Annotated in this window: 21 protein-coding genes; 5 read left to right on the forward strand and 16 right to left on the reverse strand. The window is 73.6% G+C overall.

What is annotated here, in order from left to right; genetic code table 11:
- Window positions 1-16: 16 nt before the first annotated feature.
- From ACZ5HG_RS14395 to ACZ5HG_RS14420, 6 genes are all read right to left on the reverse strand, one after another.
- A complete protein-coding gene (locus tag ACZ5HG_RS14395) occupies window positions 17-1,309 on the reverse strand; it encodes an ABC transporter permease (protein WP_464177462.1) in 1,293 nt (430 codons plus the stop codon).
- Entirely contained in the window at window positions 1,306-2,568 is a 1,263-nt protein-coding gene (locus ACZ5HG_RS14400; protein WP_464177464.1) for an ABC transporter permease, read from the reverse strand. The genes ACZ5HG_RS14395 and ACZ5HG_RS14400 overlap by 4 nt, the downstream gene beginning before the upstream one ends.
- Complete coding sequence (locus ACZ5HG_RS14405) at window positions 2,565-4,145, reverse strand: ABC transporter ATP-binding protein (RefSeq protein WP_464177466.1); 1,581 nt, start codon at window positions 4,143-4,145, stop codon at window positions 2,565-2,567. Before ACZ5HG_RS14405 ends, ACZ5HG_RS14400 begins: the two co-directional genes overlap by 4 nt.
- Window positions 4,146-4,310: 165 nt before the next feature.
- Window positions 4,311-5,390, reverse strand: a complete 1,080-nt coding sequence (locus tag ACZ5HG_RS14410; protein WP_464177468.1) for a BMP family lipoprotein — start codon at window positions 5,388-5,390, stop codon at window positions 4,311-4,313.
- Window positions 5,391-5,626: 236 nt separating this feature from the next.
- Window positions 5,627-6,850: an amidohydrolase gene (locus tag ACZ5HG_RS14415; protein ID WP_464177470.1), complete on the reverse strand. Its 1,224-nt coding sequence runs from the start codon at window positions 6,848-6,850 to the stop codon at window positions 5,627-5,629.
- A gap of 102 nt (window positions 6,851-6,952) precedes the next feature.
- A complete protein-coding gene (locus tag ACZ5HG_RS14420) occupies window positions 6,953-8,089 on the reverse strand; it encodes a mannose-1-phosphate guanylyltransferase (RefSeq protein WP_464177472.1) in 1,137 nt (378 codons plus the stop codon).
- A 212-nt stretch (window positions 8,090-8,301) separates the two neighbouring features.
- On the opposite strand from ACZ5HG_RS14420, the gene sdhC reads away from it, so the two are divergent.
- The 4 genes from sdhC to ACZ5HG_RS14440 all read left to right on the forward strand — a co-directional run bounded on the left by sdhC (window position 8,302) and on the right by ACZ5HG_RS14440 (window position 11,924).
- A complete protein-coding gene (sdhC, locus tag ACZ5HG_RS14425; protein ID WP_464177474.1) occupies window positions 8,302-8,724 on the forward strand; it encodes a succinate dehydrogenase, cytochrome b556 subunit in 423 nt (140 codons plus the stop codon).
- A 55-nt stretch (window positions 8,725-8,779) separates the two neighbouring features.
- On the forward strand, window positions 8,780-9,235 hold the full coding sequence (locus tag ACZ5HG_RS14430) for a succinate dehydrogenase hydrophobic membrane anchor subunit (protein ID WP_464177476.1): 456 nt from the start codon (window positions 8,780-8,782) through the stop codon (window positions 9,233-9,235).
- A 62-nt stretch (window positions 9,236-9,297) separates the two neighbouring features.
- Window positions 9,298-11,136 (forward strand): succinate dehydrogenase flavoprotein subunit, encoded by a 1,839-nt coding sequence (gene sdhA, locus ACZ5HG_RS14435; protein ID WP_464177478.1) that lies wholly within the window; start codon window positions 9,298-9,300, stop codon window positions 11,134-11,136.
- Window positions 11,136-11,924, forward strand: a complete 789-nt coding sequence (locus ACZ5HG_RS14440) for a succinate dehydrogenase iron-sulfur subunit (protein ID WP_464177481.1) — start codon at window positions 11,136-11,138, stop codon at window positions 11,922-11,924. Before sdhA ends, ACZ5HG_RS14440 begins: the two co-directional genes overlap by 1 nt.
- Before the next feature lie 18 nt (window positions 11,925-11,942).
- On the opposite strand, the gene ACZ5HG_RS14445 is transcribed toward ACZ5HG_RS14440, so the two are convergent.
- The 8 genes from ACZ5HG_RS14445 to sigE all read right to left on the reverse strand — a co-directional run bounded on the left by ACZ5HG_RS14445 (window position 11,943) and on the right by sigE (window position 18,692).
- Window positions 11,943-12,188 carry a hypothetical protein gene (locus ACZ5HG_RS14445; RefSeq protein ID WP_464177483.1) on the reverse strand — a complete coding sequence of 82 codons (246 nt, stop codon included), beginning with the start codon at window positions 12,186-12,188 and terminating at the stop codon, window positions 11,943-11,945.
- A 45-nt stretch (window positions 12,189-12,233) separates the two neighbouring features.
- A complete protein-coding gene (locus ACZ5HG_RS14450; protein ID WP_464177485.1) occupies window positions 12,234-13,256 on the reverse strand; it encodes a YihY/virulence factor BrkB family protein in 1,023 nt (340 codons plus the stop codon).
- Window positions 13,257-13,303: 47 nt separating this feature from the next.
- Window positions 13,304-13,843 carry a 2'-5' RNA ligase family protein gene (locus ACZ5HG_RS14455; RefSeq protein WP_464177487.1) on the reverse strand — a complete coding sequence of 180 codons (540 nt, stop codon included), beginning with the start codon at window positions 13,841-13,843 and terminating at the stop codon, window positions 13,304-13,306.
- Window positions 13,840-14,862, reverse strand: coding sequence for a tryptophan--tRNA ligase (trpS, locus tag ACZ5HG_RS14460; RefSeq protein WP_464177489.1), 1,023 nt, complete (start codon window positions 14,860-14,862; stop codon window positions 13,840-13,842). Before trpS ends, ACZ5HG_RS14455 begins: the two co-directional genes overlap by 4 nt.
- A gap of 74 nt (window positions 14,863-14,936) precedes the next feature.
- Window positions 14,937-15,374, reverse strand: a complete 438-nt coding sequence (locus ACZ5HG_RS14465; RefSeq protein WP_464177491.1) for a twin-arginine translocase TatA/TatE family subunit — start codon at window positions 15,372-15,374, stop codon at window positions 14,937-14,939.
- Window positions 15,375-15,406: 32 nt separating this feature from the next.
- Window positions 15,407-17,014: a S1C family serine protease gene (locus tag ACZ5HG_RS14470; RefSeq protein WP_464177493.1), complete on the reverse strand. Its 1,608-nt coding sequence runs from the start codon at window positions 17,012-17,014 to the stop codon at window positions 15,407-15,409.
- On the reverse strand, window positions 17,011-18,087 hold the full coding sequence (locus tag ACZ5HG_RS14475; RefSeq protein ID WP_464177496.1) for a zf-HC2 domain-containing protein: 1,077 nt from the start codon (window positions 18,085-18,087) through the stop codon (window positions 17,011-17,013). Before ACZ5HG_RS14475 ends, ACZ5HG_RS14470 begins: the two co-directional genes overlap by 4 nt.
- Window positions 18,084-18,692 (reverse strand): RNA polymerase sigma factor SigE, encoded by a 609-nt coding sequence (sigE, locus tag ACZ5HG_RS14480; protein ID WP_464177498.1) that lies wholly within the window; start codon window positions 18,690-18,692, stop codon window positions 18,084-18,086. Before sigE ends, ACZ5HG_RS14475 begins: the two co-directional genes overlap by 4 nt.
- Before the next feature lie 266 nt (window positions 18,693-18,958).
- On the opposite strand from sigE, the gene ACZ5HG_RS14485 reads away from it, so the two are divergent.
- On the forward strand, window positions 18,959-19,591 hold the full coding sequence (locus ACZ5HG_RS14485; RefSeq protein ID WP_464182171.1) for an O-methyltransferase: 633 nt from the start codon (window positions 18,959-18,961) through the stop codon (window positions 19,589-19,591).
- 205 nt (window positions 19,592-19,796) lie between these two features.
- Here ACZ5HG_RS14485 and ACZ5HG_RS14490 read toward each other — a convergent pair whose 3' ends face one another.
- Both ACZ5HG_RS14490 and ACZ5HG_RS14495 read right to left on the reverse strand, forming a co-directional pair.
- Window positions 19,797-21,410, reverse strand: coding sequence for a leucyl aminopeptidase family protein (locus ACZ5HG_RS14490; RefSeq protein WP_464177501.1), 1,614 nt, complete (start codon window positions 21,408-21,410; stop codon window positions 19,797-19,799).
- Between the two features lie 6 nt (window positions 21,411-21,416).
- A complete protein-coding gene (locus tag ACZ5HG_RS14495) occupies window positions 21,417-21,584 on the reverse strand; it encodes a DUF3117 domain-containing protein (protein ID WP_464177503.1) in 168 nt (55 codons plus the stop codon).
- Window positions 21,585-21,715 lie beyond the last annotated feature (131 nt).

Genomic DNA, 21,715 nt, shown 5'->3' on the forward strand with positions numbered 1-21,715 from the left:
GCGTGACGGACGGTTCTCACTTCACGTACGCGACGCCCTCGGCTGCGGGGGCCCGCACGCGGCCGACCAGGCCGGCGACGGCGAAGATCGTCACGATGTACGGCGTCATGAGCATGATCTGGCTCGGGATCGGCGTCCCGATGATGCCGAGCACCACCTGGAGGTTGTCGGCGAAGCCGAACAGCAGGGCGGCGGCCAGCGCGCCCTTCGGGCTCCACCGGCCGAGGATCATCGCGGCGAGGGCGATGTAGCCCTTGCCACCGGTCATCTCCTTGCCGAAGGCGAGGCCGTTGGCGACGGTGAAGAACGCGCCGCCGAGGCCGGCCACCGCGCCGCCGAGCAGGGTGTTGCGCACGCGGGTGCGGTTGACCTTGATGCCGACGGTGTCGGCGGCCTTGGGGTGCTCGCCGACGGCCCGCAGGCGCAGTCCCCACCTGCTCTTGAACACCAGGATCTGCAGCGCGACCACGACGACGTACATCAGGTAGACCAGGATGGTCTGCTTGAAGAGCACGGGGCCGATCACCGGGATCTGCGACAGGCCCGGGATGCTGATCGTGTCGAGGCGCGGCGGGGTGTTGAGGGTGGCGGCGTCGTTCTTGAGCACCGTGGAGAACAGGTAGCTCGTGACGCCGACGACCAGCACGTTGAGCACGACGCCGACGATGATCTGGTCCACGACGTACCGGATGGCGAAGGCCACCAGCAGGGCGGAGACCAGCGCACCGGCGATCGGCGCGGCGATCAGGCCGAGGTAGGCGTTGTGCGTGATCGAGGCGACCACCGCGGCGAGGAACGCGCCGGCGAGCAGCTGGCCCTCGATCGCGATGTTGATGATGCCGGACCGCTCGCACAGCACGCCGGCCAGCGCACCGAACACCAGCGGCACCGCGAGGAACAGCGAGCCCTGGAGCAGGCTGGTCAGCGGCAGCGACTGGGACTTGCCGGCGACCGCCCAGGTGAGCAGCGCGAGGATCAGCGCGACGGCGTAGACCGCGGGCACCCACAGGCGGATCTTGCGGCGGGTGCGGGTGGCCTGCCAGGCCCAGCCGGAGACGGCCAGGGCGATCAGGCAGAGCACGATCGCGGTGATCTTCGACGGGACGCTGAACGCCTCGATGTGGAAGAAGTCGGTGCTGGTGGAGACGGTGAAACCGGTGCGGCGACCGCTCTGGGGCAGGATCCCGAAGATCAGCAGGGCGACGGCGGCGACCGCGGTGTAGGCGATCGGGGCCCGGTAGCGGATCGGCGGCAGCGGCTTGGCGGCCTCCGGCGCGACCGGTGCGGGGGTGGCGAGGGTGGCGCTCACGCGGCGGCCTCCTTGACGACAGGGGCGGCGAGCGCGGCCGGAGCCTTGTCCCGTCCACCCGGCTTCGGCAGCCGGAACACCGAGCGCACCAGCGGGGGCGCGGCGATGAACAGCACGACGAGGGACTGCACGACGAGCACGATGTCGATCGGCGTGCCGGTGCGGGCCTGCATGAAGACGCCTCCGGCGCGCAGCGCGCCGAACAGCAGACCGGCGAGGAACGTGCCCAGCGGCTTGGACCGGCCGAGCAGCGCCACGGTGATCGCGTCGAAGCCGAAGGACGCGGCGACGCCGGCGGTGAGCACCTTCTCGGTGCCGAGCACCTGCGCGGCACCGGCGAGGCCGGCCAGCGCGCCCGCGACGACCATGACCCACAGGTACACGGAGTTCACGTTGATGCCGGCGGTCTTGGCGGCGCTGGCGTTGGAGCCGACGGCGCGGAACTGGAAGCCGATCGTCGACCGGTTCATCAGCCACCACACGAAGATCGCGGCGAGGATCGCCACGACGAACCCGAGGTGCAGGCGGAACTGCGAGCCCAGCAGCGCCGGGAACAGCGCGGAGTCCTTGATCGGCGGGGAGATCGGGTTGTTGCTGCCCTCGCGCTTGAACGCCGAGGTGGTCAGCAGGTACCCGACCAGGTACACCGCCACGTTGTTGAGCATGATCGTGACGATCACCTCGTTGGCGCCGGTGCGGGCCTTGAGGAAGCCGGCGATCCCGGCCCAGATGCCACCGCCGAGCGCGGCGCCGATCATCGCGAGCAGCAGGTGCAGGCCCGGGGGCAGCGACAGCGCGAAGCCGAGGTACCCGCCGAAGACGCCGCCGAGGATGATCTGGCCCTGCGCACCGATGTTGAACATGCCGGCGCGGAAGCCGACGCCCAGGCCGAGACCGGCCAGGATCAGCGGCACCGACACGGTCATGGTCTCGGTGATCGGGCGGATGGACCGGGCGAAGGTCGCCGCGGTCGGGTCGAAGACGGCGCCCTGGAACAGCGCGAGGTAGGCACCCCACACGGAGTTCCACACGGCGGAGATGAAGTCCATCGGCCGGGCGAAGAAGTACCCGGCGGCGTCCTGGACGTCGGAGTCCGCGGCGGCGATCAGCACGCCGGAGATCACCAGCGCGAGCAGCACGGCGCAGACGGAGACGAGCCAGGAGCTGTCGAGCATGTCGCGCAGCGCGGACTGCAGCCGGCTGGGCTCGCGCGGCGCCTCGTCCTGCGCGGCGGTCGGGGCGGGGTTGGCCGAGCTCACTTGCTGCCCTCCTCGGAGGCGTCGATGTCGGCCTCGCCGAGCACCGTGTGGTGGGTGGCCGCCTGCTGGACGGCCTCCGCCTGCGGGACGCCGGCCATCATCAGGCCGAGCACGTCGCGGTCGGTGCCGCCGGGGACCGTGCCGACGATCCGGCCGCGGTACATGACGACGATCCGGTCGGCCAGCGCGAGCACCTCGTCGAGCTCGGTGGACACGATGATCACGGGGGTGCCGTTGTCGCGCTCGGCGACGACGCGCTTGTGCACGAACTCGATCGAGCCGACGTCGAGGCCGCGGGTGGGCTGCGAGGCGATGAACAGGCGCAGCGGCCGGGACATCTCGCGGGCCAGCACGACCTTCTGCTGGTTGCCGCCGGACAGCTTGCCGGCGGGGTGCTCGACCGAGGGGGTGCGCACGTCGAACTCGACGGTGCGCTGCTCGGCGTTGTCCCGGACCTTCGCCGGGTCCAGGGCGACGCCCTTCGCGAACGGCGCCTGGTCGTACAGGTCGAGGATCAGGTTCTCCGCGACCGAGAAGTCGGCGACGATGCCGTCCTCGGTGCGGTCCTCGGGCACGAAGCCGACGCCGGCGTGCAGCACCTGCTTGACGGTGCGCCCGACCAGCTCGGTGCCGTCGAGCACGACGGAGCCGGCGACCGGCTTCTCCAGGCCGAGGATGACCTCGGTCAGCTCGGTCTGGCCGTTGCCCTGCACACCGGCGATGGCGACGATCTCGCCGCGCGCGACGTCGAAGGACACGTCGTCGAGCTGGCGGACGCCGGCGGCGTCGATGACGGTGAGGTCGCGGACGGTCAGGGCGACCTCGCCGGGCTGCGCGGGTGCGCGGTCCACGCCGAGGGACACCGAGCGGCCGACCATGAGCGAGGCGAGCTCGGTCTCGGCGGCGGCGGGGTCGGCGCTGCCGACGACCTGGCCGCGGCGGATCACGGTGATCCGGTCGGCGACCGCGCGGACCTCGCGCAGCTTGTGCGTGATGAAGACGATCGAGGTGCCCGCGGCCTTGAGCTGCCGCATGATCTCGATCAGCTCGTCGGTCTCCTGCGGGGTCAGCACCGCGGTCGGCTCGTCGAGGATCAGCACCTTGGCCTCGCGGGACAGGGCCTTGATGATCTCGACGCGCTGCTGGGCGCCGACGGGGAGGTCCTCGACCAGGGCGTCGGGATCCACGTCGAACCCGAAGCGGTCGGAGATCTCGCGCACGCGGCGACGCGCCTCGGCGAGGTCGATCAGGCCGCCGCCCTTGACGGGCTCGTAGCCCAGCACGACGTTCTCGGCGACGGTGAACACCGGGACGAGCATGAAGTGCTGGTGCACCATGCCGATGCCGGCGGCCATGGCGTCGCCGGGGCCCACGAAGGTGACCGGGGACCCGTCGACGAGGATCTCGCCCTCGTCCGGGTCGTAGAACCCGTAGAGCACGTTCATCAGGGTGCTCTTGCCTGCGCCGTTCTCGCCGAGGAGGGCGTGGATCTCCCCCGGCTCGACCACCAGGTCGATGTGGTCGTTCGCCACCAGGGCGCCGAAGCGCTTGGTGATGCCCCGCAGTTCCAGCTTCACGTGGGCGTGCTCCTCACAAAAGGTCGTCCGTGCTCACCGTCGAGCGGTCCCGGGCCGTGGCCCAGGGACGATCGTCGGCGATGGAGCACCGGTCGCACAACACCACGACGGTGGCCCGGGCAGGTGCTCTGCCCGGGCCACCGTCGGTGATGTGCTGCTAGCGCGTCAGTTCTGGCTCGGCGACTCGACGGTCAGCGTGCCGTCGATGATCTGCTGCTTGAGCTCCTCGATCTTCGTGGTGAGCTCGGCCGGGACCGTGGACTCGAAGTCGTGGAACGGCGCGATGCCGATGCCGCCGTTGTCCAGCGTGCCGACGTACGGCTCGGCGGAGAAGTTGCCCTCCGAGGCCTCGGACACGGTGTCGAAGACGGCCTGGCCGATCTCCTTCATGACGGAGGTCAGCACGATGCTGGAGTAGTCGGGAGCGGTGAGGTACCAGTCGGCGTCCACACCGATGATCTCGACGTTGCCGGCCTCCTTCGCGGCGGCGGCGGCACCGAGGCCGACCGGGCCGGCGACGGGCATGATGATGTCGGCGCCCTGGTCGATGAAGCCCTTGGCCATGTTCTGGCCGTTGGCCTGGTTCTCGAAGTCACCGGTGAAGGAACCCGTCTGGGCCTCCTTGTCCCAGCCGAGGACCTTGACGTCCGCACCGTTGTCGGTGTTGTACTGCGCGACGCCGTCGGCGAAGCCGTCCATGAAGATCGAGACGGAGGGCAGCTGGATGCCGCCGAAGGTCGCGACGGTGCCGGTCTCGGACGTGCCCGCGGCGGCGTAGCCGGCGAGGAACGCGGCCTCCTGCGTGTTGAACAGCAGGGGCTTGGCGTTGTCGAGCTCGGAGTTGAAGCCGGAGTCGACCAGCGCGAACTCGATGTCCGGGTTCGCCTCGGCGGCGGTGGTCATCGCGTCGGCGAGGAGGAAGCCGACGCCGATGATCATGTTGCAGTTCTGGGAGACCAGCGACTCGACGTTCGGGGTGAAGTCGGTGTCGGCGGTGGACTCGACGGTGATCGTCTTGATCCCGAGCTCGTCCTTGGCGCGCTCCAGGCCCTCGGCGCCGGACTGGTTGAAGGACTTGTCCTCGAAACCACCCGAGTCCGAGACCATGCAGGCCACGAAGTCGGAGGACGCGGCCTCGGTGCCACCGGTCGAGCCCGACTCGGACTCCTCCGGCGCGGAACCACACGCGGCCAGGGCGAGCGCGACGGCCCCGCTGAGGGCGGCCACCCGGATGATCTTCTTCACGCGACACTCCTGCTTCTCGTCGTCGACCGGCTACGAGGTGGCCGCCCGTGCTGCCCGCGTCGTTGCGCGCAGCACCGGCGGACCCGTCCGGTGTTCGACACGCACCCTAGCGACGCTGATGTGACGGCAGTGTTTCAGATGCTGGACTGCGGCCCCTTCGTTACTGACTTGGAACATTCGGGCACGGCGTCACCCACCCGTCCGGAGCAACGCGGGAGCGCCCGACCGGGACCGGTTCAGCGCGAACCGGGCTGCGCGCCCTCGCCGGGCCGCAGGTCAGCGGCCCGCAGCACCGCCCGCGCGAGCAGCGCGGCACCGGCGGTGATCGCCCGCTCGTCCACCACGAGGTCGCCCTGGTGGATGTCGTAGGTGCGGCCGCCCGGGGTGCGGGTGCCGAGCCGGGCCATCGCACCGGGGACCTTGGTGAGGTACCAGGCGAAGTCCTCGCCGCCGAGGGACTGCTCGGTCAGCAGCACCGACTCCTCGCCGAGCACGTCGCGGGCGGCGTTCTCCAGCAGGCCGACGGTGCGCTCCTCGTTCTCGACCGGCGGCACGCCGCGCTGGTGGCGCACCTCGACCTCGACGCCGTAGGGGGCGACGACCTGCTCGACGGCGTCGTGGAACACCTGCGAGGCGCGCTCCCAGGCGCGCACGTCCAGGCAGCGCAGCGTGCCGCGCACGGAGCCGGCGGCCGGGATCGCGTTGTGCGCCTGCCCGGCCTGCACGGCGCCCCAGGTGAGGTTGACGCCGGACCGCGGGTCGAGCCGGCGGCCGAGCACGGCGGGCACCTGGGTGATCACCTGGCCGAGGGCGTAGACGACGTCGCCGGTGAGGTGCGGGCGCGAGGTGTGCCCGCCCGGTCCGGTGAGCACGACGGTGACCTCGTCGGAGGCCGAGGTGATCGGGCCGATCCGGGTGCCGACCCGGCCGACGTCGACCTTGGGGTCGCAGTGCACGGCGAAGATCCGCTCGACCCCGTCCAGCCCGCCGGCGGCGATCACGTCCAGCGCCCCGCCGGGCTGCACCTCCTCGGCGGGCTGGAAGACCAGGCGCACGCCGACCGGCAGCTCGCCGGCCTCGTGCAGCGCGACCAGCGCGAGCCCGGCGCCGAGCACGGCGGTGGTGTGCACGTCGTGGCCGCAGGCGTGCGCGACCCCGTGCACGGTCGAGGCGAAGGGCAGGCCGGTGGTCTCCTGCACCGGGAGCGCGTCGATGTCGGCGCGCAGGGCGACCCGGCGGCGGCCGGTCTCGACGGAGGAGGGCCCGAGGTCGCAGACCAGGCCGGTGCCGGGCAGCAGGCGCGGGTGCAGCCCGGCGGCACGCAGCCGCTCGGCGATCACGCCGGTGGTGCGCTGCTCGGTGCGGCCGAGCTCGGGGTGCGCGTGGATGTCGCGCCGGATCGTCACCAGCTCGGCCTCCAGAGCACCGACCAGCGTTGTCATCCGGGACGCGTCGATCATCACCCGACCGACCCTACCCACCTGCGCAGGGACCGGCCCTCCGGTGTCCACGGCCGCGACGCACCGACCAGAGGGCGCGGCCCCGGGGCACCGCCGCCGACGTCAGAGCAGGTCGTCGCGCCCGCGAGCGCGCCAGCCGTCCACCGCCGCCTTGACCTGCTGGGCGTGCGCGCGGGTGGTGACCAGCAGCGCGTCCGGGGTGTCCACCACGACCGCGTCCGGCAGGCCGAGCACGGTGACGGTGCGCCCGTCGGCGGCGACCACGAGGGAGTCGGGGGCGTCGATCCGCTGCACCAGCGTGTCGTCCCCGAGGGTGCGCCCGCCGCCCCCGGCCGGCGGCAGCAGCTCGCCGAGCGAGGCGAAGTCGCCCACGTCGTCCCAGGTGAAGTCGCCCGGCACCACGGCGACGCCGCCGGCGGCGGCCACCGGCTCGGCGATGGCGTGGTCGATGGCGATCTTGGTCAGGCCGGGCCAGATCTCGGTGAGCGCCCGCTCGCGCGCGGCGGTGTCGGACCAGGCGGCGGCGATCTCGCGCAGCCCGGCGGCGAGCGCCGGCAGCTGGGTCGCGAGGTGGTCGAGCAGCACCCCGGCGGAGACGAGGAACATGCCGGCGTTCCACCGGTAGTCGCCGGTGGCGAGGTAGGCGGCGGCGGTCTCGGCGTCGGGCTTCTCGGTGAAGCCGGCGACGTGGCGCGCGCTGGGGGCGCCGTCCAGGCCGAGGCTGTCGGCGGAGCGGACGTAGCCGAAGGCCGTCGAGGGGCCGGTGGCGGTGATGCCGATGGTGACGACGTAGCCGGCGCGGGCCGCCTCGACGCCCTCACGCACCGCGGACCAGAACGTCGGCAGGTCGTCGATCACCTGGTCGGCGGCGAAGGAGCCGAGCACCACGTCGGGCCCGTGCCGCTCGGCGAGGATCGCGGCGGCCAGGCCGATCGCCGCCATCGAGTCGCGCGGGGACGGCTCGGCGATGACCTGGTCCGGCCCGAGCTCGGGCAGCTGACCGGCGACAGCCTCGGCGTGCCGCGCCCCGGTCACCACGAGCACGCCCTCGGGCCCGGTGAGCGGGAGCAGCCGGTCCACGGTGCCCTGGAGCAGGGTGCGGCCGGTGCCGGTGAGGTCGTGCAGGAACTTCGGCACCCCCTGCCGGGACAGCGGCCACAGCCGGGTGCCGGCACCGCCGGCGGGCACGACGGCGTGGAAGCCGGGGATCGGGGTCGGGGCGGGGGTCGCGCTGGACATGCCGGTCAGGGTATCCGGGACGGGACGGCGTGCGCTGGGGATCGACGCCCCGCGCGGACCTGCGGGACCACCAGGGACGAGGGTCCCACGTGAGGTGTGCGCTTGGTCACACTGGCCCCGTTCGGTCGCCGTCCGGGGGCGGAACGCCGCACCATCACTACAGTGAAATGAACGGACACCGCAGTCCCGTCGAACTCGCCAGGAGGCCATCCGTGCCCACTGCGCCAGCAGCCCCCACCGCTGGACGTCGCCCCGCCCGTCGCAAGCCTGCCGGAACGCTCTACCGCGGACGCGAGGGCATGTGGTCCTGGGTGGCGCACCGCGTGACCGGGGTGCTGATCTTCTTCTTCCTGCTCGTGCACGTGCTCGACACCTCGCTGGTCCGGGTCTCCCCCGAGGCCTACGACGCGGTGATCGGCACGTACAAGAACCCGGTGATGGGCCTCGGCGAGGCCGGGCTGGTCGCCGCGATCGTGTTCCACGCCTTCAACGGCATCCGGATCATGCTGGTCGACTTCTGGGCCAAGGGGCCGAGGTACCAGCGCGTGATGCTCTGGGTGGTGCTCGGCCTGTTCGTCGTGACGATGGCGGGCTTCCTGCCGCGGCACCTGATGCACGTCTTCGGGGGCGAGTGATGTCACCCCACGAAATCGCTCGCTACGCTCCCGATTCCGCGAGGACCCCGAAAAGATGACCACCACGATCCCCGCACCCCGGGCGCGCGGCGCCGGCGGCCCCGGACGACGCACCTCCCGCGGCAACTGGGAGCTGTACGGCTGGGTGTTCATGCGCGCCTCGGGCGTGGTGCTGCTGGTGCTGATCTTCGGGCACCTGTTCGTCAACCTGGTCGCCGGCGACGGCATCTCCGCGATCGACTTCGGCTTCGTGGCCGGCAAGTGGGCCTCGCCGCTGTGGCAGGTCTGGGACCTGCTGATGCTCTGGCTCGCGATGATCCACGGCACCAACGGCGTGCGGACGATCATCAACGACTACGCCGAGCGCGACACCACCCGCCTGGTGCTCAAGCTCGCGCTGTACTCCGCGTTCGTCGTGGTGGTGGTGCTGGGCACGCTGGTGATCTTCACCTTCGACCCGTGCCCGCCGGACGCCGCCGCGCACCTGCTGCCCTCGTTCTGCACCGCCTGAGCACGTCGCCCCCACGACAGCCCGCTCACCCGCTCCACCCTCGTCAGGAGGCATCGACCCCGATGCAGACCCACCAGTACGACGTCGTGATCGTCGGCGCCGGCGGCGCCGGCATGCGGGCCGCCCTCGAAGCGTCCTCCCGCACCCGCACGGCGGTGATCTCCAAGCTCTACCCCACCCGCTCGCACACCGGGGCGGCCCAGGGCGGAATGTGCGCCGCGCTCGGCAACGTCGAGGACGACAACCCCGAGTGGCACACCTTCGACACCGTCAAGGGCGGCGACTACCTGGTCGACCAGGACGCCGCCGAGATCATGGCGCACGAGGCCGTGGACGCCGTGCTCGACCTGGAGCGGATGGGCCTGCCGTTCAACCGCACCCCCGAGGGGCGGATCGACCAGCGCCGGTTCGGCGGGCACACCCGCAACCACGGCGAGGCCCCGGTGCGCCGGGCCTGCTACGCCGCGGACCGCACCGGCCACATGATCCTGCAGACGCTCTACCAGCAGTGCGTGAAGCAGGAGGTGGCGTTCTTCAACGAGTTCTACTGCCTGGACCTGCTGCTCGACCACGACCTGGCCACCGGCGAGGTGCCGGACGGCGAGACGGTGAACGTCGCGGGCGTGGTCGCCTACGAGCTGGCCACCGGCGAGATCCACGTGTTCCGCGCCAAGTCGGTGGTGCTCGCCACCGGCGGCGCCGGGAAGATCTACAAGACCACCTCCAACGCGCACACCCTCACCGGCGACGGCATGGCGCTGGCCTACCGGCGCGGGCTCCCGCTGGAGGACATGGAGTTCTTCCAGTTCCACCCCACCGGCCTGGCCGGGCTGGGGATCCTGCTGTCCGAGGCCGCGCGCGGCGAGGGCGGGATCCTGCGCAACAGCGAGGGCGAGCGCTTCATGGAGCGGTACGCCCCGACGATCAAGGACCTCGCCCCCCGCGACATCGTGGCGCGGTCGATGGCCAACGAGGTGCGCGAGGGCCGCGGCGCGGGGCCGAACAAGGACTACGTGCTGCTCGACCTCACGCACCTGGACCCGGCGCACATCGACGCCAAGCTGCCGGACATCACCGAGTTCGCCCGCACCTACCTCGGCATCGAGCCGTACACCGAGCCCGTGCCGGTCTACCCGACCGCGCACTACGCGATGGGCGGCGTGCCGACGAACGTCCAGGCCGAGGTGCTGCGCAACACCACCGACGTGGTGCGCGGGCTGTACGCCGCCGGCGAGGTCGCCTGCGTCTCCGTGCACGGCTCCAACCGGCTGGGCACCAACTCCCTGCTCGACATCAACGTCTTCGGCAAGCGCGCGGGGATCTCCGCCGCCGAGTACGCCGCCAGTGCGTCCTGGGTCGACCTGCCGGAGGGCGCGCAGGACGCCACCGTCGAGGAGCTGGAGGAGATGCGCTCCCGGCCGGACGGCGAGCGGGTGGCGGACATCCGGCGCGCGCTCCAGCAGACCATGGACACCAACGCCCAGGTGTTCCGCACCGCCGAGTCGCTGCGCACCGCGCTGGACGACGTCCGGGCGCTCCAGGAGCGGTACTCCCGCGCCTCGGTGCAGGACAAGGCCCGCGCCTTCAACACCGACCTGCTGGAGGCGATCGAGCTCGGCTTCCTGCTCGACGTGGCCGAGGTCGTGGTGGTCGGGGCGCTCAACCGGCGCGAGTCGCGCGGCGGGCACTTCCGTGAGGACTACCCGAAGCGCGACGACGCCGGGTTCATGGAGCACACCATGGCCTACCGCCGCCCGCACGGTGCCGCCGTCGACCACCCGGTCGCCGCCGCCCCCGCGGGCGAGGAGGTGCCCGAGCCGGCGGCCGGGCGCCCGGCGGTGGTGCTCGGCACCAAGCCCGTCGTGACCACCGTGTACCAGCCGATGGAGCGGAAGTACTGATGACTGCCACCCTCGACCGCGACGCCGCGCCCGCCCCGACCCCGAAGGCCGGTGAGGTGCCGAGCTTCGACGTCACGCTGCGCATCCGGCGGTTCTCCCCCGAGCAGGCCGCCGACGGCCCGCACGGCGACGAGCCGTACTGGGAGGAGTTCACGGTCACCGCCCACGGCACCGACCGGCTGCTCGACGCGCTGCACACGATCAAGTGGGAGCACGACGGCTCGCTGACCTTCCGCCGCTCCTGCGCCCACGGGGTGTGCGGCTCGGACGCCATGCGGATCAACGGCCGCAACCGGCTGGCGTGCAAGGCCCTGCTCAAGGACCTCAACCCGGACAAGCCGATCACCGTCGAGCCGATCAAGGGCCTGCCGGTGATCAAGGACCTCGTGGTCGACATGGACCCGTTCTTCGCGTCCTACCGCGAGATCATGCCGTTCCTGATCACCTCCGGGCACGAGCCGTCCCGCGAGCGCTTGCAGTCCCCCGAGCAGCGCGCCCGCTTCGACGACACCACCAAGTGCATCCTGTGCGCGGCGTGCACCTCGTCCTGCCCGGTCTTCTGGACCGACGGCCAGTACTTCGGCCCGGCGGCGATCGTCAACGCGCACCGGTTCATCTTCGACAGCCGCGACGAGGGCGGTGCGCAGCGTCTGGAGATCCTCAACGACAAGGAGGGCGTCTGGCGCTGCCGGACCACCTTCAACTGCACCGAGGCCTGCCCGCGCGGCATCGAGGTGACCAAGGCGATCCAGGAGGTCAAGCGGGCGATGATCACCCGCGCGTTCTGACGGCTCAGCCGCGCCGATTCAGCCGCGACGGAGCAGGCGCCGCCGCAGCAGCTCCAACGAGCCGGTGAGCACGGCCACCGTCCAGGCGAGGCCGATCATCACCACCGCGGCCACCACGCCGACGATCGCGCCGGTGGTGCCCCGGATCTCGTGACCGGTCCACCCGGCGGCCAGCACCACGGCGAGCACGAGCACGGTGGCGACCGTGCGCATGGTCCGGTCCACCGCTGCCTCGCGCGCCGCCCGCGCCGTCGTCTCCTGCACGGGAGTCGACCGTACTCCGGGCGTGACCAGGGCGGGAGGTGTTTCTCAGGCGGGATCGCCGCCGTCGGCTGCCGGCTCCGGCTGCGGGTCCGCGGTCCACGCCGCCGCCAGCAGCACGATCCGCGCCACCAGGTTGAGCCAGAGCAGCAGGACCACGATCACCGCGAAGGACGCCAGCACCGGGTTGGACCCCACCGAGCCGGACACCACGGAGGTGCCGAGCACCCGGACGACGCCCAGGCCCACCCCGGCGATCAGCGCGCCCTGCCGCAGGTCGCGCCACGGCGGGCGGATCCCGGCGAGCACCACCACGATCAGCAGGAAGGTCGCCGCGTCCACGACGAAGGCCACCAGGACGCCGACCGCCCGCGCCACCACGGAGGCCAGCGTCGACCCGTCCAGGCCGGTGATCCCGAGCAGCCAGTCGGCGGCGGTGGAGGCGGCGATGCCGAGCACCGCCGACAGCAGCACCGCGAGCGCCATCCCGGCGAAGCCGCCGAGCTCGCGCAGCTTGCCCACCACGGCGTTGCCGCCGGCCCCCTCGGCCTGGAACATCGCGCGGGTGGCGGTGCGCAGGGCGGCCATCGCGGAGATCGCGCTGATCAGCAGCACCACCACGGCCACCGCCCCGGCGATCCCGACGCCACGGCTGAGCGTGAGGTCGTCCGGGTCGATGATGCCCGTGGTGCCGTCCGTGGTCACCAGCCCAGGCAGCGAGGCGTTCACCGAGTCGAGCACGCTGGCGCGCAGGTCGGCGTTCCCGCCCAGCACCGCCATGAAGACCGTGTAGCCGATCGTCAGGCCGGCGAAGAGCGAGAACATCGTCGCGTAGGCGATGCCACCGGTGAGCACCCCGCCCCCGGCGGCGCCGAAGCGCGCGTTCGCCCGCGCGGCACGGGTGCCCTGCCACCACGCCAGCAGCGCCTTCGCCCGCGAGACCACCCCCGCCCAGCCGCCGGGGTGCACGCGCCGGCCGATGTCTCGGCGGTTGCCCGCGGCGACGTCGTCGCGGGTGCTCGCGGCGACGTGCGCACGCCCCGCACCTGGTGGTTCGGCCGGTGCTCCCATGCCCTCGACCCTAGGAGCGCCACGCGCGCTCGGCATCCGCAGACGCGTCAGGCCGCGCCCAGCACGAAGGCCCCGATCGTCCGCCACACGCCGTCGTCGCCGTGCTCGTACAGCTCGATCTCCCCGACCACGAACCGTGCCTCGAAGCCGGCCAGGTCCGCGAACGCCCGGTCCAGGGCGTCGTCGTCGACCTCGTGGGCGATCGTCACGTGCGGGTGGTAGTGGAACCGCAGGTCCTGGTCGAGCACGCCGGTGCGGATCTCCCGCTCCAGCTGCTCGCAGGTGGCGATGCCCTCCACCACCTCGACGAACACCACCGGCGACACCGGCCGGAAGGTCGCGGTCCCGCGCAGGTGCACCGCGAACGGCGTGTGCCGCCCGGCGATCCCGCGCAGGTGCCGCTCGACCTCGTCCAGCACGTCCAGCCCGACCTCGGTCGGCCCGAGCAGGGTGATGTGCGGCTGGATCAGCCCGGCGGCCGGGTCCCCCACCCGCGAGCGGGCCGCCCGGAGCGCGGAGCGGTACGGCTCCGGCACCGTGACGGCCACCCCGATCCGGATCGTCCCGGGCCGGTCCTCGACGGTCATGCCGTCCGGCGGCGCGGCAGCAGGCCGAAGCGGTCGTTCACCCGCTCCAGCGTCCCGCGCGCGATCGTCCGGGCCCGCTCGGCACCGTCCTCGAGCACGGCGTCCAGCGTGTCCGGCTCGGAGAGGTAGCCCTGCACGCGCTCCTGGAACGGGGTGAGGAAGTCCACCACGACCTCGGCCAGGTCGACCTTGAGGTGTCCGTAGCCCTTGCCCGCGTAGTCGGCGACGATCGACTCGACGTCCCGGCCGGTCAGCGCCGAGAAGATCGTCAGCAGGTTCGCGACACCGGGCTGCTGCTCCGGGTCGAAGGCGACCACGCCGAGGTTGTCCGTCATCGCGCTCTTGATCCGCTTGGCGACGGTCTTCGGCGGGTCCAGCAGCTCGATGATCCCGTTCGGGCTCGCCGCCGACTTGCTCATCTTGGCGGTCGGGTCCTGGAGGTCGTAGATCTTCGCCGTGGCCTTGACGATGTGCGCGTCCGGCACCACCGCCGTGCCCTCGCCGAACCGCGAGTTCAGCCGCTGCGCCAGGTCGCGGGTGAGCTCCAGGTGCTGACGCTGGTCCTCGCCGACCGGCACCAGCGCCGTGTCGTACAGCAGGATGTCCGCCGCCATGAGGATCGGGTACGTGAACAGGCCGACCGTGGTGCCCTCGGCGCCGTAGCGGCCGGACTTGTCCTTGAACTGCGTCATCCGGCCCGCCTCGCCGAAGCCGGTGTGGCAGGACAGCAGCCAGGCCAGCTCGGCGTGCTCGGCGACGTGCGACTGCACGAACAGGATCGAGCGCTCCGGGTCCACCCCCGCCGCCAGGTACTGCGCGGCGGTGCGGCGGGTGCGCTCGCGCAGCAGCGCCGGGTCGGGCGCCACCGTGAGCGCGTGCAGGTCCACGACGCAGTACAGCGCGTCGTACGAGTCCTGCAGGGCCACCCACTGCGTCAGCGCGCCGAGGTAGTTGCCGAGGTGGAGGGAGTCGGACGTGGGCTGCATCCCGGAGAAGATGCGCGGCGTCGCAGAAGCCATGGGTCCATTCTGACGGTTCGTGGACGACGCTCGTGCGCCGCCCGGTGCGGAGGGTGGAGGGAGGGGCGGTGCTGCTAGGTGGCCTCGTCGTCGAACGGGGCGGGGGGTGCTGGGGAGTCGGCGGCTGCGGTGGCCGCTGCCGTGCTCCCGGCCGCTGCAGCGGCGGTGCCGGCTGCGGCGGCGCTCGTGCGGTACGTGGACGCACTGACCGCAGGGCCGGTGGCCCGGGACGCGGCGGGGCCGGCCGGGGAACCGGTGGCGGTGTCCATCAGGGCGTCCCGCACGATCCGGCGCGGGTCGTACCGGCGCGGGTCGAGGGCTTCCCAGTCGATGTCCTGGGCGTCCTCGCCGAGCTCCTCCCCGACCCGCTCGCGCGCCTCGGTCAGGTAGCGGCGGGCCTGCCGGGTCAGCCGGCCGAGCTGCTCGGCGTAGTGCGGCAGCCGGGTGGGCCCGACCACGATCACGGCGACGAGCAGGATGACGAGGAACTCGCCGCCGTTGATGTCGAACACCGGCCCAGGCTACCGCCGGTCACCGCGCGCGGTCAGCCCGTGCCCGACTCCTCGAGCACCACCCGCACGTCGCGCTCCACGCCGTCGGTCCGCACCCGCAGCAGCACGGCCTCTCCCGGCGTCCGCGCGCGGATCGCCACCACCAGCTCGTCGGACTCGGTGACCGGCCGGCCGTCGATCGACAGGATCACGTCACCCGCCCGGATCCCGGCCCGGTCGGCGGGCCCACCGGGGGTCACCGGCACGGCGCCGTCCTGGCCCGCGGCCAGCACCTGCACGCCCTCGCCGGTGTACGTGCTGTCCAGCAGCACCCCGATCACCGGGTACGTCGCGCGGCCGGTCTCGATCAGCTGCTCCGCGGTGCGGCGGGCCTGGTTCGACGGGATCGCGAAGCCGAGGCCGATGCTGCCGCCCGCCGAGCTGGTGACGCCCGGCGGCTGCGCGATGGCCGAGTTGATCCCGATCACCTCGCCCGTCGCGTTCACCAGCGGACCGCCGGAGTTGCCCGGGTTGATCGCGGCATCGGTCTGGATCGCGTTGATGAACGCCGGGGTGTCCGTGCCCTCGCCCGCAGCCACCGGCCGGTTGAGCGCGCTGACGATCCCCGAGGTCACCGTGCCGGCCAGCCCGAGCGGGGCGCCGACCGCCACCACCGGGTCACCGACCTGCACCTCGTCCGAGTCGCCCAGCACCAGCGGGGTCAGCCCGGTCACCTCGACCTTGATCACCGCGAGGTCGTAGTCCGCCGTCGACCCGACGATGGTCGCGACCTCCTGCGAGCCGTCGGCGAACAGCGCCGTCACGGTCGCCCCCGGGCCCGCGGCGTCGGCGACGACGTGGTGGTTCGTGAGGATGTAGCCGTCCTGGCGCAGCACCACGCCCGAGCCGGTGGACGACCCCTGCGCCGAGGTGACCTCGATCGACACCACCGAGGGCAGCACCTGCGCGGCGATCCCGGCCACGCTGTCCGGCGCGCGGTCCCCCGCGCCCGTGCCCACCGCGGCGGGCAGGCCGGCGTCGGCGATCCGGTCGTCGCCCAGCAGCCGCTCCCCGAGCACGCCGCCCACGGCACCGGCCACCAGCGCGAGCACCAGGCCGGTCGCGGCCAGCGCGACCGGCACCCGCCGGCGGCGGCGCGGGCGGCGGGTGGTGGGGTCGGTGGGGGCGTCGGCGAAGGGGTCGGCGGCGGGACCCGCGGGGTCGGCGCCGAGGTCGAGGTCGAGGCCGTCCAGGGTGCCGACGAGGTGCTCGGGGGCCGGCTGCGCCGGCGGCGTGGTGGGCGAGGCGAACAGCGGGCTCGTGGGGGCGCGGTCGGCGACCGGCACGGCGAGCACGTCCGCGGGGGTGAGCGCGGGTGCGGGCGCGGTGGCGGGGGCGTGGGCGGTGGCGGGCGGCGCGAAGGAGCCGCGCGGGGCGTCCGCCGGCAGGGGTGCTCCGGCGATCGGCGGCGCGAACGGGCTGCGCGGGGCGTCCTCGACGGGCAGCGCGCGCTCGCGGGCGGGATCCGCGGCGGGCGCGCCCGTGCGCGGGGTCGATTCCTGCGAGGCCGATTCCTGCGGGGGGCGCGCGGCCCACGGCGCGGCGAACAGGCCGTCGTCCTGCGAGCGATCCTGCCCCGGGCCGGCGCCGGGAGCGGTCACGGCAGGTGCACCGCGGCGGAGAGGGTGTCCCAGCCCCGCGTCAGCCGCGCGGAGAACCCGGAGTCGAAGCCGTGCTCGGGGAACTGCGCGACCACGGTGGCGACGTCCGCGGAGACGTCGGAGGACACCAGCTCGACGACGGTGTCCCCGGACTGCCAGGCGACGTGCCACGGGGTCGTGGAGAGCAGGTAGACCGTGCGGTCCGCGACGGTGACCCGGTCGGCGGCGGTGAGCGCGTCGGTGTCCAGGCGACCCTGCTGCTCGGTGACGACGAGGTCGCCGGCCGGGCCGCTGAGCGCGACCTCCAGGGTGCTGCCGCCGTCCCGCAGCCGCACGGAGGACACCGACCACCCCTCGGGCACCTCGCTCGGGCAGGTCCAGCCCTGCGTGCGCATCCAGGACAGGTACTCCTCCGAGGAGGAGGCGACGTCCGGACCGGCGGAGGAGGCGGTGCTCACCACCGGCACGGCGGCGGTGCTCGCGGACCCGAGGGTGGCGAGGGCCTGCGCCGACGCGGCGGCCGGGGCGACGTCGGGGCGGTCGCCGAGCACGAACAGGCCGGCGGCCACCACACCCAGGCCGGTCACCGAGCCCACGACGGCGCGCAGGCCGCGTCGGCCGGGGGTCACCGCGCCGGCGATCACGCCGCCACGGTCCGGTCCTTCGGGGGTGCCCGGCGCGTGCTGCCCGCCGAGCCCGGCGAGCGCCGCCACCGGGAAGCCGCGCCCGCCGAGGAAGGACGTGCGGGGCGTGGCGGTGATCGGGGTGTCGGTGAAGGTCGCGGGGCGGCCGGACGGCGGCGCGAACGGCGTCATCGGGCGCGCGGCGGCCGGCTCGGCGGGACCGGTGCCCGCGCGGGGGACGCCGCCGAGGGCGAGCAGCCGGGCGGTGAGGTCACCGGCGGGCATCACGTCGTCGACGCCGGACAGCACCCGGCGGGCGGCCCGCGCGGAGGCGAGCTCGGCGGCGCACCGGGTGCAGCAGGCCACGTGGGACAGCGCGCGCTCGGTGGCGGCCGGGGTGAGCTGACCGTCGACCAGCGCGCTGACCCGCGAGCCCAGGTGCTGGCTCATCGGGCACCCGCCGGTGCGGTCACCCGCTCGTCGGCGTCCGTCGCCGCGGGCAGCGTCCGCGGGGCGGCGCCGGGCGCCCGGTGCTCCAGGGACTCGCGCAGCCGCGCACGGGCCCGGTGGATCCGGGAGCGGACCGTGCCGAGCTTGATGCCGAGGGTGACCGCGATCTCCTCGTAGGACAGGCCCTCGATGTCGCACAGCACCACGGCGGCGCGGTACTCCGGCGGCAGCGCGTCCAGCGCCGCCTGCACGTCCACGTCGAGGTTGCCGTGCTCGAACGCCCGCTCCGGGGCCTCGCGCCCGTCGGCGGCGGCGTAGCGGTCGCCCTCCTCGCCCATGGCGTCCATCCGGATGCGCTGCTTGCGCCGGGCCTGGTCCAGGAACAGGTTCGTGGTGATGCGGTGCAGCCAGCCCTCGAAGGTGCCGGGGGTGTAGGTCGACAGCGACCGGAACACCCGGACGAACACCTCCTGCGTGAGGTCCTCGGCGTCGTACCGGTTGCCCGTCAGGCGGTAGGCGAGCCGGTACACGCGCGCGGAGTGCTCCCGGACGATCTCCTCCCAGGTGGGAGGCTGCCAGTCCGGGTCGGGCGCCGAGGTGGCCATCCACGTCCTTCACGTCGGGGGCGTCCGCGGTCGGACGCCGTGCTCCAGTGTCCCGGGCGGGACGCCGGTACGCCAATCCCGGCGGCTGCCAGGCGGGCACCGGCGCGCTCGCGCGCGACCTGTCGTGCTGGGGACAACGCACGGGCACCCGTCCGCGTTCCCGGCGCCACCGGGGTCGCCGCGATCTCACCCTCCCGCGCCCCGCCTGCCCGGGCCACTAGGCTGGACCGCGCGGTTCCCGCCGCGACCCCACCGAGGAGGACACCATCGCCAGCGACAAGGCCGCGAGCTGGGTCTACGCCGAGGGCTTCGTGCCCGAGGACGAGACGCTGCTGCGCGCGAGGGACCGCGCCGCCGAGCTGGGCTGCGCCGCCGTGCAGCCCGGGACCGGCGCCGCGCTGCGCGTGCTCGCCGCGGCGACCCAGGCCCGCGCGGTGGTCGAGGTCGGCACCGGCGCCGGCGTCGGCTCGCTCTGCCTGCTGCGCGGCATGCCCGCGGACGGCGTGCTGACCACCATCGACGTCGAGGTCGAGCACCAGCGCGCCGCGAAGGCCGCCTACGCCGAGGAGGGCGTCCGCCCCGCCCGCACCCGCACGATCGCCGGCCGCGCGCTGGACGTGCTGCCCCGGCTGACCGACGGCGCCTACGACCTGGTGTTCGTCGACGCCGACATCGAGAGCTACCCCGCCTACGTCGAGCAGGCCGTGCGCCTGCTGCGCCCCGGCGGCGTGCTGGCCGTCGACGGCGCCCTCTGGCACGACCGTGTGCCGGACCCCGCCCGCCGCGACGAGGCCACCACGATCGTGCGCGAGACCGGCCGTCTGGTCCGCGACGACGAGCGGCTGATGCCCGCGCTGCTCCCCGTCGGCGACGGCCTCCTGGTCGCCGTCCGCCGCTGACGCGCACGAGCCCGCTGCTCACGCACGTCCTGCGCTCCTGCCCCCCCGCCGAGGTTGCACGAAAGCAGGCTTCACGCGCGTCGAAGGCTGCATTCGTGGAACCTCGGCGCCTGCTCCGCCCGCGCACGCAGCTCGCGCCACGCACGACGGCGCCCGCCGGGCGCGCGGGGCGTCGGGCGGGCGTCGTGAGGTGCGGCGCGCGGGGTCAGCGCAGGGCGGCGAGGTAGCGCAGCAGCAGCCGCGCCCCGTAGCCGGTGGCTCCCTCGGTGATCTCGTGCTTGTCGGCGGTGGACCGCGCCGGGCCGGCGATGTCGAGGTGGGCCCAGGTGCGGCTGCCGACGAGCTCGCGCAGGAACAGAGCGGCCGTGATCGACCCGCCGCCGTAGCCGAGGTCCTGCGGGACGTGCCGCAGGTCGGCCACCCGGGAGCGGACGGCGTCGGTGTAGTCCTCGACCAGAGGCATCGGCCAGACGGGCTCGCCGGACTCGACGGCGGCCTCCTGGATCGCCTGCACGAGGCGGGCGTCGGTGCCGTAGAGCGCGGCGTGCTGCTTGCCGAGACCGAGGCTGGCCGCACCGGTGAGGGTGGCGACGTCGATCAGCACGTCCGGGTCGAGCACCGCGTCGGCGTAGGCCAGGGCGTCGCCCAGGACGATCCGCCCCTCGGCGTCGGTGTTGGCGATCTCCACCGAGCGGCCCCCGTAGAGCCGGAGCACGTCGCCCGGCCGGTAGGAGGCGGCGCCGAAGTGGTTCTCGGCGAGCGGCAGCACGGCGGTGACCCGGTGGGCGACCTGCGCGGCGGCGGCACCGAGCACGGTGGCGAGCGCGACGGCCGCACCGGCCATGTCGGTCTTCATCGGGACCATGGCCTCGCGAGGCTTGATCGAGATGCCGCCGGTGTCGTAGGTGATGCCCTTGCCGACGACGACCACGTGCCGGGGACGCCGGGCGGCGTCCGCGGCGGCGGGCTCGTAGCTGACCGTGACCAGGCGCGGCGCGGAGGCCGACCCGGCGCCGACGGCGAGGATGCCGCCGAAGCCCTCGGCGGCCAGCTCCGCGGGGCCACGGACCTCGACGCGCAGCCCGGCCTCACGGGCGAGCTCCGCGGCGCGGTCGGCCATCCAGGCCGGGTCCTTGATGCTGGACGGGGTGTTAGCGAGGTCGCGCACCAGCCAGGTGGCGGTGGCGCCGCGCACGGCCTCGTCGACGGCGGCCTGCGCCCGGACGCCCTCGCGCCCGATGACGACGAGCTCGCGGGCGGGACGCTGCGCGGCGGGGGCCTCGGCACCGATCCGCTGCACCCGGTAGGCCGCGAGCAGGTAGCCCTCGGCGAAGGCGCGCAGCACGCGCGGCGCCTGCCCGGGCTCGGTGGCGACCGTGGTCACCACGCGGTCGAGCCCGCGGGTGGCCCGGGCGAGTGCTGCACCGGAGCGACGCAGGTCGTCCGCGGTGCCCTCGCCGACACCGACCAGCACCAGGCGCCGGGGCAGCCCGGACCAGGGCAGGTCGCCGGCGGCGGAGCCGACCGGACGCGGCAGGAGCAGGGTCCACGCCTCGCCGGCGGCACCGGTCAGGCCGGCCCGCTCGGCGAGCTCGGCGAGGTCGATGCCGTACCGGGCGGCGGCGTCGGCCGTGCCCTGACGGGGCTGGAGCTCGGTCTCCTCGGGGTCACCGGGGACGGCCGGCGCGACGGGCACGGCGACCGCGTCCACGTCCTGCTCGAGGAGCAGGTCCGAGGACGCGAGTGAGCCCGCCACCAGGCCGATCGCGGGGACGGTCCGGCCGATCCGCACGGCCGGGGGCGTCGTAGGACGAGCCACGCGGCGTCAGCCGACGACGGAGGTGAGGGCCTCGCCCAGCTCCTGCGCCTCGGTGGCGTTCAGCTCGACGACCAGGCGGCCACCGCCCTCCAGCGGGACGCGCATGACGATGCCGCGGCCTTCCTTGGTCACCTCGAGCGGACCGTCACCAGTCCTCGGCTTCATCGCGGCCATGCGGGGCTCTCCTTCGCGTCGTAGCTGGGCGATCAGGGGTCCGAACGTGCTGGTCCAGCCGGGGCTGGGACCGACCCGTGCGGGCACCCGGCGCCCGGATGTCCGTCGGTCAGTCTAGTTCACCGGGCCGA

The organism is Cellulomonas sp. GTC20042, from assembly GCF_055389595.1.

Bases quoted from the DNA above. Each gene is read 5' to 3' on its own strand.
- ACZ5HG_RS14495 (WP_464177503.1), bottom strand. From the start codon at position 21,584: ATGGCCGCGATGAAGCCGAGGACTGGTGACGGTCCGCTCGAGGTGACC.
- ACZ5HG_RS14420 (WP_464177472.1), bottom strand. From the start codon at position 8,089: ATGTCCAGCGCGACCCCCGCCCCGACCCCGATCCCCGGCTTCCACGCC.
- trpS (WP_464177489.1), bottom strand. From the start codon at position 14,862: ATGGCTTCTGCGACGCCGCGCATCTTCTCCGGGATGCAGCCCACGTCC.
- ACZ5HG_RS14450 (WP_464177485.1), bottom strand. From the start codon at position 13,256: ATGGGAGCACCGGCCGAACCACCAGGTGCGGGGCGTGCGCACGTCGCC.
- ACZ5HG_RS14455 (WP_464177487.1), bottom strand. From the start codon at position 13,843: ATGACCGTCGAGGACCGGCCCGGGACGATCCGGATCGGGGTGGCCGTC.
- sdhA (WP_464177478.1), top strand. From the start codon at position 9,298: ATGCAGACCCACCAGTACGACGTCGTGATCGTCGGCGCCGGCGGCGCC.
- ACZ5HG_RS14475 (WP_464177496.1), bottom strand. From the start codon at position 18,087: ATGAGCCAGCACCTGGGCTCGCGGGTCAGCGCGCTGGTCGACGGTCAG.
- ACZ5HG_RS14430 (WP_464177476.1), top strand. From the start codon at position 8,780: ATGACCACCACGATCCCCGCACCCCGGGCGCGCGGCGCCGGCGGCCCC.
- ACZ5HG_RS14415 (WP_464177470.1), bottom strand. From the start codon at position 6,850: ATGATCGACGCGTCCCGGATGACAACGCTGGTCGGTGCTCTGGAGGCC.
- sigE (WP_464177498.1), bottom strand. From the start codon at position 18,692: ATGGCCACCTCGGCGCCCGACCCGGACTGGCAGCCTCCCACCTGGGAG.
- ACZ5HG_RS14440 (WP_464177481.1), top strand. From the start codon at position 11,136: ATGACTGCCACCCTCGACCGCGACGCCGCGCCCGCCCCGACCCCGAAG.